The organism is Thalassospira australica, assembly GCF_000763295.1.
GTDB classification, from domain to species: Bacteria; Pseudomonadota; Alphaproteobacteria; order Rhodospirillales; family Thalassospiraceae; genus Thalassospira; species Thalassospira australica.
Genome location: NZ_JRJE01000001.1, coordinates 50,529 through 63,292 on the forward strand (window position 1 = coordinate 50,529; position 12,764 = coordinate 63,292).

Below are 12,764 nucleotides of genomic sequence, written 5' to 3' on the forward strand. Positions count from 1 at the left end.
CGTTTGCCCTCTGGCTTTGGCCTATACGACTTTTGACTAAGTCCCTTACGACTACGCGGCGGATAACCTGATGGACGCTATATTTCTTCAAATCCTGAACGGTCTGGACAAGGGTGGTGCTTATGCGCTGATTGCTCTTGGTTTGACCCTGGTGTTTGGCACGCTTGGCGTGGTGAACTTTGCGCATGGCGCCATCTTCATGATGGGCGCGTTCTGTGCAGTTACTGTTGAAAAACTTCTGACCTTGTCGGTCAAGGTCAAGGATGAGTCGGTTACCTTCTTTGACGCCTATAAGGAAACGCCCTACCTCGAACTGTGGTTTGGCGATACCGGTACGGCGATCATTGACTGGTCCGTGCCCTTATCCATCTTACTGGCGATACCGGTGATGCTGTTAATCGGCATTGTGATGGAAAGATCTCTCATCCGGTATTTCTATAAGCGTCCTCATGCAGAACAGATCCTTGTGACCTTTGGTCTGGCCATCGTTCTTCAGGAACTGGTCAAGGCGGCCTTTGGCGCCAACCCGATCCCGCAGGGGGCACCTGACATCGTTGCAGGTTCAGCCGCTGTTGGTGCGATCTTTGGTCTGGGTGAAGCTGTTGTTTATCCGTGGTGGCGTCTGATTTATCTGGCCTTCTCGCTGTTGACCATTGGTTTGGTCTTCTCGTTCCTGCATTTCACCACCTACGGGATGGTTGTACGTGCGGGGATGGCGGACCGCGAGACGGTCGAACTTCTGGGCATCAATATTGAACGTCGATTTACGATTGTGTTTGGCATCGCGGCAGTGGTCGCGGGTCTGGCAGGCGTGATGTACACGCCGGTTCTGCCCCCGGATTATCATCTGGGCATGGACTTCCTGGTGCTGTCGTTTGTTGTGGTTGTTGTTGGGGGCATGGGCTCTTTGCCTGGTGCGGTGGCCGCTGGCTTCCTGCTGGGGATCTTGCAGTCCTTCTCGTCGATGACCGAAGTAAAAGACATTTTCCCGGGTATTGACCAGATCATCATCTACCTTGTTGCCGTCGTTATTCTGCTGACCCGTCCGCGTGGTCTGCTGGGACGCCGGGGCGTGATGGAGAGCTAAAAATGACAAATACAAAAATCGTCTCGCCCAAAAAAGATATGATCTTCATGGCCATCCTGTCGGCCGTGGTCCTGACCATGCCGCTGTGGTTGCAGCCTTTCGGTGCGGCCTATCCCGATCTGATGCAGAAGTTCATGATCTTTGGCATCTTTGCCATCGGCTATAACATTCTGTTTGGTTTGACCGGTTATCTGTCCTTTGGTCACGCTGCCTTTCTGGGGGTCGGGTCATATACCGCTGTCTGGTCGTTCAAGCTGCTAAGCATGAATGTCATCCCGGCGCTGCTTTTCGGAACCGTGCTTTCGGGGCTGTTTGCCCTGGCGATCGGCTTTGTGTCGTTGCGTCGTTCGGGGATTTACTTCTCGATCCTGACACTGGCCTTTGCACAGATGTCTTATAATCTTGCCTATTCGGTTCTGACCCCGATCACCAATGGTGAAACCGGTCTGCAACTCGAACAGGCCGATCCGCGTGTGCTTGACCGCATGTCGGGGATCGAGGCAAACTCTTCGCTTCCGACCCCGAACCTGTTCGGGATCGAAGGTGTCGGTTATTCCGGCTTCTATATCTGTGCGGCCTTGATGCTGATTTCGTTCTTTATCTATCTGCGAATTTTCCGTTCGCCGTTTGGATTGAAGTTGCGTGCCATCAAGTCGAACCAGAACCGTATGAGCTATACCGGATACAGCACGCGTCCCTATCTGATGACGGCCTTTGTCATCTCGGGCATGTATGCCGGTCTTGCCGGTTCGCTTCTGGCGGTGACCGATCCGCTGGCGGGTGCCGAACGGATGCAATGGACCGCCTCGGGCGAGGTTGTTCTGATTACGATCCTTGGTGGCGTTGGCACCCTGATTGGTCCGCTTCTGGGCGCTGGTATTATCAAATACTTCGAAAACATCTTTTCGGCCTTTAACGATACGGTCCTGCTCAATGCGTTCTCCTTCCTTCCGGATTGGCTCGCGCATGGTGTGGCGTCTGTCGTTGGCCTGTTTGTTGGCGAAGGCTGGCACTTGACCCTTGGCCTTGTGTTCATGTTGATCGTGATCTTCCTGCCTGGTGGCATCATGGAAGGCATCAGTCGTCTTGCGCGGTTGGTCACCAACCGTAGCAAGTCCGATCCGAAATCCGATACGCATGAAAACAAAGAAAAAGAACAAACATCGGCGGGGGAGGTCTGATCCATGTCCGAATACATTCTTGACGTCACCGACGTTGACAAGAACTTTGGCGGTCTGAAGGCGCTTTCCGACATTAACCTTCGGGTTAAGGAAGGCACGGTTCACGCCATCATCGGGCCGAACGGTGCAGGTAAATCGACATTGCTGAACGTGATTGTCGGTCGACTGGCACCAAACCGTGGCCGCGTGTTGCTGGGGGATCAGGTTTTGACGGGCAAGGAGCCTTACGAAATCAACCAGCTTGGCGTGGCACGTGTTTTCCAGACGCCGGAAATCTTCCCGGAACTGTCATTGTTGCAAAACGTGATGGTCCCGGCCTTTGCCAAGCGCGAAGGCATTTTCAAGATGAACTTCATCAAAAGCCTGTTTGCGGAAAAAGAAATCCTCGAACATGCAGAACACCTTCTTGAAGATGTTGGCCTGCTGCAACACAAGGATCATCTGGCCGGTTCGATGTCACGCGGTGACAAACGCCGTCTGGAACTTGCCATGTGTCTGGGGCAGCAACCAAAGCTGTTCCTGCTTGATGAGCCAACCGCAGGCATGTCACGCCACGATACCAACCGCACGATTGACCTGCTTAAGCGGATCAAGGAACGCGGCATGACCAAAGTCATTATCGAACATGACATGCATGTGGTCTTTAGCCTTGCTGACCGCATCAGCGTGCTCGCGCAGGGGGCCATCATTTGTGAAGGCACCCCGGAAGAAGTCCGTAACGACCCACGGGTCAAGGAAGCCTATCTCGGAGGGGAAACGGTATGAACGCGTTGCCAAAATATGAACCCGTCCGCAAACAGGGCGGCGATCCGGCATTTTTCTCGGTCTATGACATTCACGCCTATTACGGTGAAAGCTATATCGTTCAGGGCGTGTCGTTTGAGATCCGCGAAGGCGAAATCCTCGCCCTTCTCGGGCGTAACGGTGCGGGCAAGACGTCAACCTTGCGCGCACTGGCCCGGATGTCGGACCCGGAACTCAAGCACGGTGAAATCTGGCTTGATCATCAGCCACTGCACGAAATGAAGGCATGGCAGGCCGCCCGTCTGGGTCTGCAGCTTGTGCCTGAAGATCGGCGCATCATTCCGGGCATGACGGTTGAACAGAACCTTGAGCTGGCCCAGATTGCCGAACCGCATGGCTGGTCCATTCAGCGTATCTACGAGCTGTTCCCGCGCCTTGGTGAAAGGGCAGAGCAAGAAGCCATCACCCTTTCGGGTGGTGAACAGCAGATGCTTGCCATTGGCCGTGCGTTGGCCCGTGACATCAAGCTTTTGCTGCTTGATGAGCCCTACGAAGGTTTGGCGCCGGTGATTGTTCAGGAAATCGAAAAGACGCTGCAAAACGTCAAGAAGCTTGGCATCACGACCATCATTGTTGAACAAAACGCGATTGCGGCCCTGAAGCTGGCAGACCGTGCCATCATCATGGACAGCGGCGAGATCGTCTTTGACGGGACCGCGCAGGCGGTTCTTGATGACGAAGAACTGCGCGACCAATACCTCGCGATCTAGCTTTGTTTGTGGGGGGCTTCCAAAGCTTTGTTGTAAGGGGAGCTTTGGAACAGGGAAGGCCGTGCCGATTGGGCGCGGCCTTTACCGTTTTTGGCATCTATAAAGTGTGTGTTTAATGCGCGCTGACCGCGACCCCTTCAAAATCCTTAAGCACATTTAGCACGATTGACGTTTTGACATGCTGGACCGAGTCATGGGGCAAAAGCACCTCATTGACGAAATGTGACAGGGCGGCAAGATCGTGCGTTGCGACTTTCAGGTGGTAATCCATCTCCCCGGTCAGGGAAAAGGCTTCTAAGACCTCGGGCAGGTCGGCCAGCAACCGGGCAAATCGTTTGGCATTGTCGCGGTTATGGGTGGCAAGCGTCACCGAAATCACCACCAGCAAGCCCAATCCCATCTTCTGACGGTCGATGTCGGCGCGATAACCCCGGATCACCTTGTCATCCTCAAGCCGTGCGCGACGGCGCGAACATTGCGATGGCGACAGACCGATGCGTTCTGACAACTCACTGTTGGTCAGGCGGCCATCCTTTTGCAGCTCAGCCAGTAATTTCAGATCCAGTTTGTCCAGGGTGCTTTGCATGTTTCACGCGCCAAATTTACCAAATACGCATGATGTGTGTATTGAAATGCGAAAATCAACCCTGAATGCATGCACGTTGCATCCGTTTTGGCGCACGATTGGGACATGACAAGAATTCGAATGTTTCAATCAGAGGAGACTTGCAATGGGACCGTTCCCGCATGACGCCCCCCGTGCAATCATCAGTGATAAGAACCCGGCCGGTACCGACGGGTTCGAGTTTGTCGAATTTGCCCACGAAGATGCCGAAAAACTTGGTGTCCTGTTTGAACGCATGGGCTACACCCCGGTCGCCAAACACAAGACCAAAAACATCACCGTCTGGCGCCAGGGCGATATCAACTACATCCTCAATGCCGAGCCGTCCTCATACGGCATGAAGTTTGTCGCAAAACACGGGCCTTGCGCACCCTCCATGGCATGGCGTGTTGTTGATGCCAAGCACGCCTTTGATCATGCTGTTGCCAAGGGGGCGGAACCCTATTTGGGCGATGACAAGACGCTTGATGTGCCGGCCATTGTCGGCATTGGCGGATCATTGCTGTATTTCATCGACAAATATGGTGAAACCGGTTCGGCCTATGACGCGGAATTTGACTGGTTGGGTGAACGCGATCCCAGGCCCGAAGGTGTCGGCTTCTATTACCTTGATCACCTGACCCACAATGTCTATCGCGGCAATATGGACAAATGGTGGGATTTCTACCGCGATCTGTTCGGTTTCAAGCAAATCCACTTCTTTGATATTGCCGGGAAAATCACCGGCCTTGTCAGCCGTGCGATCACATCCCCCTGCGGTAAAATCCGCATTCCGCTTAATGAATCGACCGATGACAAAAGTCAGATCGAGGAATATCTGCGTAAATACAAGGGCGAAGGCATTCAGCATATCGCCGTGGGAACCGATGGTATTTATGAGGCGACCGACAAGCTGGCCGCCAATGATCTGAAATTCATGCCCGGTCCGCCGGAAACCTATTACGAAAAATCCCGTGAGCGTGTGCAAGGTCATGAAGAGCCGATTGAACGCATGAAGCAACACGGCATTCTGATTGACGGCGAGGGTGTCATTGATGGCGGCACGACCAAAATCCTGTTGCAGATCTTTTCCAAAACCGTGATCGGGCCGATCTTCTTTGAGTTCATCCAGCGCAAAGGCGACGAAGGCTTTGGCGAAGGCAACTTCCGCGCCCTGTTCGAAAGCATCGAAGAAGACCAGATCCGCCGGGGCGTTTTGAAGGTTGATGCTGCGGAATAATCCCGCAATCCCCATATAAGCGTCAGGGCCGGGTCGCATGAGCGGCTGGCCCTGACGGTTTGTTGTCATCACATATGTTTGCTGCTTGGGACGTTGCCATGCTTGATAAACCGACCCGTGATTCCGCCAAGACGGCCACTGATCAGGCCGCGCTGACCTATATGTCTGGTTTTGGCAATGACTTCGAAACTGAAAGTCTGCCCGGTGCGCTGCCCCAAGGTCAGAACAGCCCGCAAAAATGCGCCTACGGGCTTTATGCCGAACAGCTTTCAGGCTCCCCATTTACCGCACCGCGCGGGACCAATGAACGGTCATGGCTGTATCGCATACGCCCAAGTGTCAAACATAACGGGCGCTTTACCGCGCTTGATCGCCCCCATTGGAAAACCGCACCATGCATCAATGATCATAGTCTCGCCCTTGGTCAGTTGCGCTGGGACCCGGTGCCCATGCCCAGGGATGCGACAGATTTCGTATCGGGCATGCGCACGATCACGACGGCGGGCGATGCGCTGACCCAGACGGGCATGGCAAGCCATGTTTACCTCTGCAATACCGATATGGTGGATGACTATTTCTTCAATGCCGATGGCGAACTTCTGATCGTGCCGGAATCTGGCACGCTTCGGATATTTACCGAACTTGGCATGATGGATGTGGCCCCGCTTGAGGTCGCCCTTGTTCCGCGTGGCATGATGTTTAAGGTCAGCATCCTTCACGCCGGGATTGATGGCGGTGCGCGTGGCTATGTTTGTGAAAACTATGGTGCGAAATTTACCCTGCCGGACCGGGGGCCGATCGGGGCGAACTGCCTTGCCAATCCGCGTGATTTCAAAACCCCTGTGGCCGCCTATGAGGATAAGGAAACGCCCTGTCGCGTCATGGTGAAATGGTGTGGGCAGTTCCATCAAACCGACATCGGGCATTCGCCGCTTGATGTCGTCGCATGGCACGGCAATTACACGCCGTTCAAATATGATTTGCGCAGCTTTTCGCCGGTTGGCGCCATTGCCTTTGACCATCCCGACCCGTCGATCTTTACGGTTCTCACCGCACCTTCGGACGAGGCCGGAACAGCCAATGTTGATTTCGTGATCTTTCCCCCGCGCTGGATGGTGGCCGAACATACCTTCCGCCCGCCCTGGTATCATCGCAACATCATGTCAGAATTCATGGGGCTGATTTGCGGTCAATATGACGCCAAGGAAAAGGGGTTTGTCCCCGGCGGGATGAGCTTGCATAACATGATGCTGGCCCATGGCCCGGATGCAGACGGGTTTGAAAAGGCAACGCATGCCGACCTTGCCCCGCAGAAGCTTGAAGGCACGATGGCCTTCATGTTTGAAACCCGTTTCCCGCAGCAACTAAGCAAATTCGCAGCTGAACTTGAAACACGTCAGGATGATTATCTTGATTGCTGGGCGGGGCTTGAACGCAAGTTTGATGGCACGCCCGAAGGCCGGAAGTGAGGGCGGGAAAAATGAAGCTCGCGACCCTAAAAAACGGCACCCGCGATGGTCAACTTGTTCTGGTGACCCGCGATCTGGCATTTTATGTCGACGCCAGTGCCATCGCCCCGACCCTGCAGGCCGCCCTTGATAACTGGGCCGTTATTGCACCGCGCCTGCAAGAACTGGCCGATGAAATAGATGCCGGTTCGACCATCGCAAAGCGCATCACGCTTGATCCCGAAAACCTGCATGCCCCTTTGGCGCGCGCCTATCAGTGGGCGGATGGATCGGCCTATGTCAATCATGTTGAACTGGTGCGAAAGGCGCGTGGGGCTGAAATGCCGCAAAGCTTCTGGACCGATCCGCTGATCTATCAGGGCGGATCAGACAGCTTTCTTGGCCCGCGGGATGATATTGTAATTGCCGATGCGGCCTGGGGCATTGATATGGAAGGCGAAATTGCCGTCATCACCGACGATGTCCCGATGGGGGCCAGTCTTGATCAGGCCAGGACAGCCATCCGGCTGATCATGCTGGTCAATGACGTTTCGTTACGTGGTCTGATTCCTGGTGAACTTGCCAAGGGGTTCGGCTTCTTTCAATCAAAGCCGTCATCTGCCTTTTCCCCGGTTGCGGTAACCCCTGATGAACTTGGGGATGCCTGGGATGGGGGAAAGGTGCATTTGCCGCTGCATGTTGATCTGAATGGTCAACCGTTTGGCCGCGCCAATGCCGGGGTTGATATGACCTTTGATTTTGCCCAATTGATCGCCCATGCCGCCCGGACCCGCCCATTGGTTGCGGGCACGGTTATCGGATCGGGCACCGTGTCAAACAAGCTGGAGGGCGGGCCGGGCAAACCGCTGGCGAAAGGCGGGGCGGGCTATTCCTGCATTGCCGAACTTCGCATGATCGAAACCATTGAAAACGGCACCGCCAAAACACCGTTCTTGCAGTTCGGCGATCAGGTCAAAATTGAAATGTTTGATGCGGACGGCGCATCGATCTTTGGCGCGATTGAACAATCGGTGCGCCAGTATGAAGCCCCGTCATAAGCCCGATGCAATAATGTGAGAAATCCTCATATTCGTTAAATTGGCGCATTTCGGTGATGTGCGATCACGCTGATCGCATCCCATTTCCCTGATCTTGACCTGATCGTTTACACGCCAATCGCCCTGCCATCACTGCGTGGATCGTGCGCGCCATCAACAATACCGTCGTCATCAATTCGAATGATCCCGGCCTGCCCGGCCAGTGCGCTTTGTGCTTCAATCGCGCGCAACATGTGCCCGCGCTGAGAAAGCGCGTCAAACACGTCATCCCCGGCATCGATTTCAAGTTTCAGACTGTCATTGGTATCTGAAAACGTCTTTCCCAGCAGGAAACGCGGCTTTGCAAGGGCGTCGGCGGGTGACAGGCCAAAATCAAGCAAGCGGGTCAAAAGCATGGCAAGGGTTTGTGGCTGCCCATCAGCCCCTTGCGTCCCATACAGCAAATGCGGTTTGCCGTCTTTCAGCGCCATGCCGGGGTTCAGCGTATAGAACGGAAGCTTGCCCGGTGCGAAGGCATTCGGGTGGCTTGGGTCCGTGCTAAACGCCGCCCCACGGTTTTGCCAGACAATGCCGGTATCCCCGGCAACAACCCCGCTGCCCCAATCGAAATAGGTGCTTTGCAAAACACTGGCGCAATTGCCGTTTGCGTCCTTCGCGGCAAGGAATACCGTATCGCCATGCCGGAACGGATGGGGCCACTCAAGCGCCTTGGTGGGCGAGATGCCTTTGGCGTCTTGGGCCAGAGCGGCCTGGTCGAGAAGGGCTGCAAAATCGGTGTCGGCGACGTCAGGATCGGCAATCTGATTACGCTTCAAAAACGCGCGTTTGATCGCCTCGACCACCAGGTGGTAATGATCCGCCGTTCCCTCTGCCCAGTTTTTTGCGCCCAGTTCACGCAACACCCCCATGGTCATCAGGGTCGCCAATCCTTGGGTCGGGGCAGGCGGGGCATAAAGCGTAACATCGCCATACTCAAGCGATACGGCATCCACTGTTCTGGTGCGGGTCTTGGCAAGGTCGGTTTTGCTGATCGGGGATCCGTGCGCAGACAGCCCGGCAACGATCTGATCGGCAAGCACACCCTCATAGAAATCGCGTGCGCCATGTTCGGCAATGCGTTTCAGGCTGCTGGCCAATTGGGGCTGATGGAATGTATCGCCGACATTGGGCATGCGGCCATTGGGCGCAAAGATATCGGCAAAGCCCGGCCATTGCGCGATTTCTTCCTTCCGGAAGCTTAGCCAAAAACACTGTGACGCGCTTATCGGAAAACCGTTTTCGGCAAGGGCGATGGCCGGTGCGATCAGATCAGACAGGCTTTTGCCGCCGCCCCAATGTTTGGCCGAATGATCCAGGGCATGTTGCCAGGAATCCACCGTGCAGGCCGTGGTCAGGGTTGATTCCGGACCGCGTAGTGGAATGGGCGTGTTGGGCGTGATGTGATCGCCGCCATTCTCCGCAGCCTGCCCGATGCCAAGGAAGGATTGCACTTTGCCGGAACTGTCTGACACCATCCAGACCGCGTCCCCACCAATCCCGCAGAAGTGCGGGTATGTGACGGCCAATACCGAGGCGGTGGCAACCACGGCCTCGATCGCCGTTCCGCCCTCGCGCAGGATTTTTGCACCGGCCTCGCTGGCGGCAGTACTTGGGCTTGTCACCATTGCGCGGCTTTTTGGGGCATTTTGGCTTACGGTCATGGGCGTTTCTTTCGGGAAGTGAGTGTGACGTCAAAAAGGTTGATCTGTTGCGCGGATCGGTTGTGGCGAAATTGCATGCAATCCTTTATACAAGCGCAAGCAACGAATTGTTCCTAACAAGAAACTTGGTGGGCAGGGATGAAGGCAGCGGACAAGGCAAAACATCGTACGGACATGATCAGTTCCGCGTTGCGCTCGGCAATTCTCGAGCGCGTGTTGATGCCCGGCATGAAGCTGCCCGAAGATTCCCTTGGCGAGCGGTTTGGTGTCAGCCGAACCCTGATCCGCCAATCGCTTGAACGGCTTGCCGCCGAAGGGCTGGTTGAACTGCGCCGGAACAAGGGGGCGATGGTTGCCAAGCCAAGCCTTGAAGAAGCCCGCGATCTGTTTGAGCTGCGCACCCAGATCGAAGATCTTGTGATCAGCCGGGTGATCAAGAACATGAACCCGGAAATTCTCGACGAACTTGAAGCCCATCTTGCCAAGGAAATCGCCGCCGAACATGCGTCCGAGCCGATTTCCATCCGTCTTGCGACCGAGTTCCACATCCTGCTGGCAAAGCTTGCCGGAAGCCCGGTTTTGTTGCGTTATGTCGAGGAAATCGGCTATCGCTGCGGATTGACCTTGTCGCTGTATGCGCGGCCGCATTCCACCGACTGCGGTATTCAGGAACACCGCCAGATCATTGATGCACTGGCCAAGGGCGATGAAGAAACCGCGCGCGAATTGATGCGTCATCACCTGACCGCTGTTGCCGACCGTGCGCTTTTCACCACCGTCGAAGGTGGGCCGCTTTTGTATCTTGATGCGCTTGAACCCTATGCCAAAAAAGTGCGCGACGGCGGGGCTTAGGGCAACGGTGCCGCCGCGCACATTGTCGCCTGTCCGCAAGAGCAGGCGATCTCCAAATCTTAGAAGATATTGGGCCGGATTGGCTGGATCGACTGGTTGGGCTGTGCGCATCAGGTGCATGGTTAAGCTGCTCAGGCCTTGATGCCCTTGCGGATCAGAATGCGCTCTGCACTTTCGTTCCACACATCCATTTTGATGATTTTCCCATTTTCGATCACAAAGCGGTCGATATAACGATTGCCTTCAAACGGGGTGCCATCGGGCCATTCGCCATATAGCCAGCCGGTGCTATAGACCACGGTTTGCCCGTTGGTATTGGCGACATCAAACTGACCAAACTTCTTTTTTACCCACTTATAGCGTGCTGCATTGAATGCGGTTGTTCCCGACGGATGGTCGTATTTTTGACCATCGGTAAAGGTAATCACGACATCATCAGACATGAAAGTCGCGGCCAATTCCGGGTCAGGCTTCATCGACGCATCAAGAAATTCACGCACGGTCCGGGCTTCGGGTGGCAGCGTATCAAGCACATTTTCCGTGGTCTGGTCGGTCATCTGAAAATCCTCATTCACAGCAATTGATCTTCGCGCAGCATAATATGTGAGCAGAAAATTTGCATGCATTAATTTTATGCAATAATTGCATGCAATTTGCGTATACATGAGGCAGTTGCCGTTCGAAGAATGACAGAGAGTCACATAAGATATTGAAAATAAACAATTCCTGTTCTTGGCATGGGCTTTGCTGCAGTGCGGTGACTGTTTGGCGCGCACCGTGAAACTGCGACGACCAAATACGAAGTCACATAATCAGGGAGTCTCACATGCCTATTTCTTCGCCTTTCCCGAAACTGACGCGACGGGCTGCCCTTTTGGGTGCGGCGGCTGCGTTGGTGTTTGCGGCCGTATTGCCGACCCAGAATGCCCGTGCTGAAGATACTGTTAAGCTTGGCCTTGTTGCCGCGCTGAGCGGTCAGTCCGCAAAATCGGGTGAAGCCATCACGCGCGGCATCACCCTTGCGATTGACAAGATCAATGCCGAAGGCGGCGTTCTTGGCAAGCCGCTTGAACTTGTATCGCGTGATGATGAAAGCAACCCGGGCAAGGGGCTGGTTGCAGCCCGTGAACTTGCCCAGCGCGAAGGCGTTGCTGCGATCATCGGCGGCCTTGATACGCCGGTATCCTTTGCCATCGTGCCTTACGTCAATCAGCAGAAAATGCCGTTCATTGGCCCGTGGGCAGCAGGCACCGGGATCACCAAAAACGGGGCTGACGAAAACTATGTCTTCCGTGTTTCGGCTGTTGATGAATATGTCGACGAAGCAATTACCGAATATCTGATCGCCAATTACGGTGCAAAGAAACCGGGCATGATCCTGATCAATAACCCGTGGGGGGAATCCAACGAAAAGGGCTTGCTCAAGGCGCTTGAAAAACGCGGCATGGACCATGCCGGGATTGAAAAGTTTGAATCCAACGACGTTGATGTTGTCCCGCAGCTGACCCGTCTCAAGGAAAACGGTGCAGATTCCCTGTTTGTTGTTGCCAACGTGGCCCCGACCGCACAGGTCATCAAATCGCTTGATCGTATGGGCTGGGATGTTCCGATTTCATCACACTGGGGCCCGGCAGGTGGTCGCTTTACCGAGCTTGCAGGCAAGTCGGGTGAGAAGGTCCACTTCATTCAGACCTATCTGTTTACCGATGCGGCTGATCCGATGTTCGCCAAGCTTCAGGAAAAATTCCCCGAGATCGAAACCCTTGCGGACGTAACCCCGGCAACCGGTATTGCCAATGCCTATGATGCGACCCTGTTGGTTGCGGCAGCCATTGAAAAAGCCGGTTCGACCGATGGTCCGGCCATCCGCGAAGCAATGTACGAAATCAGTGGTGTCGAAGGCATGATCAAAACCTATGACACGCCGTTCACCCCGGAAGATCAGGACGCGCTTGGTCCTGAAGATTACACCTTCGCGCATTTCGTCGAAGGTCAGATCATCCCGATCAAATAAGCAATCCATTTTACCTGTGCGGCGCGTTTTCCGATGCGCCGCACAGGGATTTCTTCCTTTTTGAAT

Annotated in this window: 12 protein-coding genes; 9 read left to right on the top strand and 3 right to left on the bottom strand. The window is 54.8% G+C overall.

The genetic code is table 11. The features are described from left to right. Window positions 1-70: 70 nt before the first annotated feature. The 4 genes from JF44_RS0100220 to JF44_RS0100235 are packed head-to-tail and all read left to right on the top strand — an operon-like array spanning window position 71 to window position 3,782. Complete coding sequence (locus JF44_RS0100220) at window positions 71-1,087, top strand: branched-chain amino acid ABC transporter permease (protein ID WP_033066952.1); 1,017 nt, start codon at window positions 71-73, stop codon at window positions 1,085-1,087. Between the two features lie 2 nt (window positions 1,088-1,089). Next, a complete protein-coding gene (locus tag JF44_RS0100225) occupies window positions 1,090-2,268 on the top strand; it encodes a branched-chain amino acid ABC transporter permease (RefSeq protein WP_033066953.1) in 1,179 nt (392 codons plus the stop codon). A 3-nt stretch (window positions 2,269-2,271) separates the two neighbouring features. Then, window positions 2,272-3,033, top strand: coding sequence for an ABC transporter ATP-binding protein (locus JF44_RS0100230; RefSeq protein ID WP_033066954.1), 762 nt, complete (start codon window positions 2,272-2,274; stop codon window positions 3,031-3,033). Then, window positions 3,030-3,782, top strand: a complete 753-nt coding sequence (locus tag JF44_RS0100235) for an ABC transporter ATP-binding protein (protein WP_033066955.1) — start codon at window positions 3,030-3,032, stop codon at window positions 3,780-3,782. Before JF44_RS0100230 ends, JF44_RS0100235 begins: the two co-directional genes overlap by 4 nt. 112 nt (window positions 3,783-3,894) lie before the next feature. Here JF44_RS0100235 and JF44_RS0100240 read toward each other — a convergent pair whose 3' ends face one another. Next, complete coding sequence (locus tag JF44_RS0100240) at window positions 3,895-4,368, bottom strand: Lrp/AsnC family transcriptional regulator (protein WP_033066956.1); 474 nt, start codon at window positions 4,366-4,368, stop codon at window positions 3,895-3,897. Window positions 4,369-4,513: 145 nt separating this feature from the next. Between JF44_RS0100240 and hppD the strand changes: the two genes are divergently transcribed. The 3 genes from hppD (at window position 4,514) to JF44_RS0100255 (ending at window position 8,132) form a co-directional block, all read left to right on the top strand. Then, the gene (hppD, locus tag JF44_RS0100245; RefSeq protein ID WP_033066957.1) at window positions 4,514-5,626 is read left to right on the top strand and encodes a 4-hydroxyphenylpyruvate dioxygenase; all 1,113 of its coding nucleotides are present in this window, start codon (window positions 4,514-4,516) and stop codon (window positions 5,624-5,626) included. 98 nt (window positions 5,627-5,724) lie between these two features. After that, window positions 5,725-7,095: a homogentisate 1,2-dioxygenase gene (hmgA, locus tag JF44_RS0100250; RefSeq protein ID WP_033067034.1), complete on the top strand. Its 1,371-nt coding sequence runs from the start codon at window positions 5,725-5,727 to the stop codon at window positions 7,093-7,095. Window positions 7,096-7,106: 11 nt separating this feature from the next. Next, window positions 7,107-8,132 (top strand): fumarylacetoacetate hydrolase family protein, encoded by a 1,026-nt coding sequence (locus tag JF44_RS0100255; RefSeq protein WP_033066958.1) that lies wholly within the window; start codon window positions 7,107-7,109, stop codon window positions 8,130-8,132. A 107-nt stretch (window positions 8,133-8,239) separates the two neighbouring features. Here JF44_RS0100255 and JF44_RS0100260 read toward each other — a convergent pair whose 3' ends face one another. Continuing rightward, window positions 8,240-9,832: a gamma-glutamyltransferase family protein gene (locus JF44_RS0100260; RefSeq protein WP_202901458.1), complete on the bottom strand. Its 1,593-nt coding sequence runs from the start codon at window positions 9,830-9,832 to the stop codon at window positions 8,240-8,242. A 138-nt stretch (window positions 9,833-9,970) separates the two neighbouring features. On the opposite strand from JF44_RS0100260, the gene JF44_RS0100265 reads away from it, so the two are divergent. Beyond that, the gene (locus JF44_RS0100265; protein WP_033066959.1) at window positions 9,971-10,684 is read left to right on the top strand and encodes a GntR family transcriptional regulator; all 714 of its coding nucleotides are present in this window, start codon (window positions 9,971-9,973) and stop codon (window positions 10,682-10,684) included. A 131-nt stretch (window positions 10,685-10,815) separates the two neighbouring features. Here the strand turns inward: JF44_RS0100265 and JF44_RS0100270 are convergent, their stop codons facing one another. Then, window positions 10,816-11,241, bottom strand: a complete 426-nt coding sequence (locus tag JF44_RS0100270) for a nuclear transport factor 2 family protein (RefSeq protein WP_052065305.1) — start codon at window positions 11,239-11,241, stop codon at window positions 10,816-10,818. 269 nt (window positions 11,242-11,510) lie between these two features. On the opposite strand from JF44_RS0100270, the gene JF44_RS0100275 reads away from it, so the two are divergent. Then, window positions 11,511-12,698, top strand: coding sequence for an ABC transporter substrate-binding protein (locus tag JF44_RS0100275; RefSeq protein ID WP_052065289.1), 1,188 nt, complete (start codon window positions 11,511-11,513; stop codon window positions 12,696-12,698). Window positions 12,699-12,764: the final 66 nt, after the last annotated feature.

Coding starts and splice junctions, on each gene's coding strand:
- JF44_RS0100220 (WP_033066952.1), top strand. CDS start 71: ATGGACGCTATATTTCTTCAAATCCTGAACGGTCTGGACAAGGGTGGT.
- JF44_RS0100225 (WP_033066953.1), top strand. CDS start 1,090: ATGACAAATACAAAAATCGTCTCGCCCAAAAAAGATATGATCTTCATG.
- JF44_RS0100230 (WP_033066954.1), top strand. CDS start 2,272: ATGTCCGAATACATTCTTGACGTCACCGACGTTGACAAGAACTTTGGC.
- JF44_RS0100235 (WP_033066955.1), top strand. CDS start 3,030: ATGAACGCGTTGCCAAAATATGAACCCGTCCGCAAACAGGGCGGCGAT.
- JF44_RS0100240 (WP_033066956.1), bottom strand. CDS start 4,368: ATGCAAAGCACCCTGGACAAACTGGATCTGAAATTACTGGCTGAGCTG.
- hppD (WP_033066957.1), top strand. CDS start 4,514: ATGGGACCGTTCCCGCATGACGCCCCCCGTGCAATCATCAGTGATAAG.
- hmgA (WP_033067034.1), top strand. CDS start 5,725: ATGCTTGATAAACCGACCCGTGATTCCGCCAAGACGGCCACTGATCAG.
- JF44_RS0100255 (WP_033066958.1), top strand. CDS start 7,107: ATGAAGCTCGCGACCCTAAAAAACGGCACCCGCGATGGTCAACTTGTT.
- JF44_RS0100260 (WP_202901458.1), bottom strand. CDS start 9,832: ATGACCGTAAGCCAAAATGCCCCAAAAAGCCGCGCAATGGTGACAAGC.
- JF44_RS0100265 (WP_033066959.1), top strand. CDS start 9,971: ATGAAGGCAGCGGACAAGGCAAAACATCGTACGGACATGATCAGTTCC.
- JF44_RS0100270 (WP_052065305.1), bottom strand. CDS start 11,241: ATGACCGACCAGACCACGGAAAATGTGCTTGATACGCTGCCACCCGAA.
- JF44_RS0100275 (WP_052065289.1), top strand. CDS start 11,511: ATGCCTATTTCTTCGCCTTTCCCGAAACTGACGCGACGGGCTGCCCTT.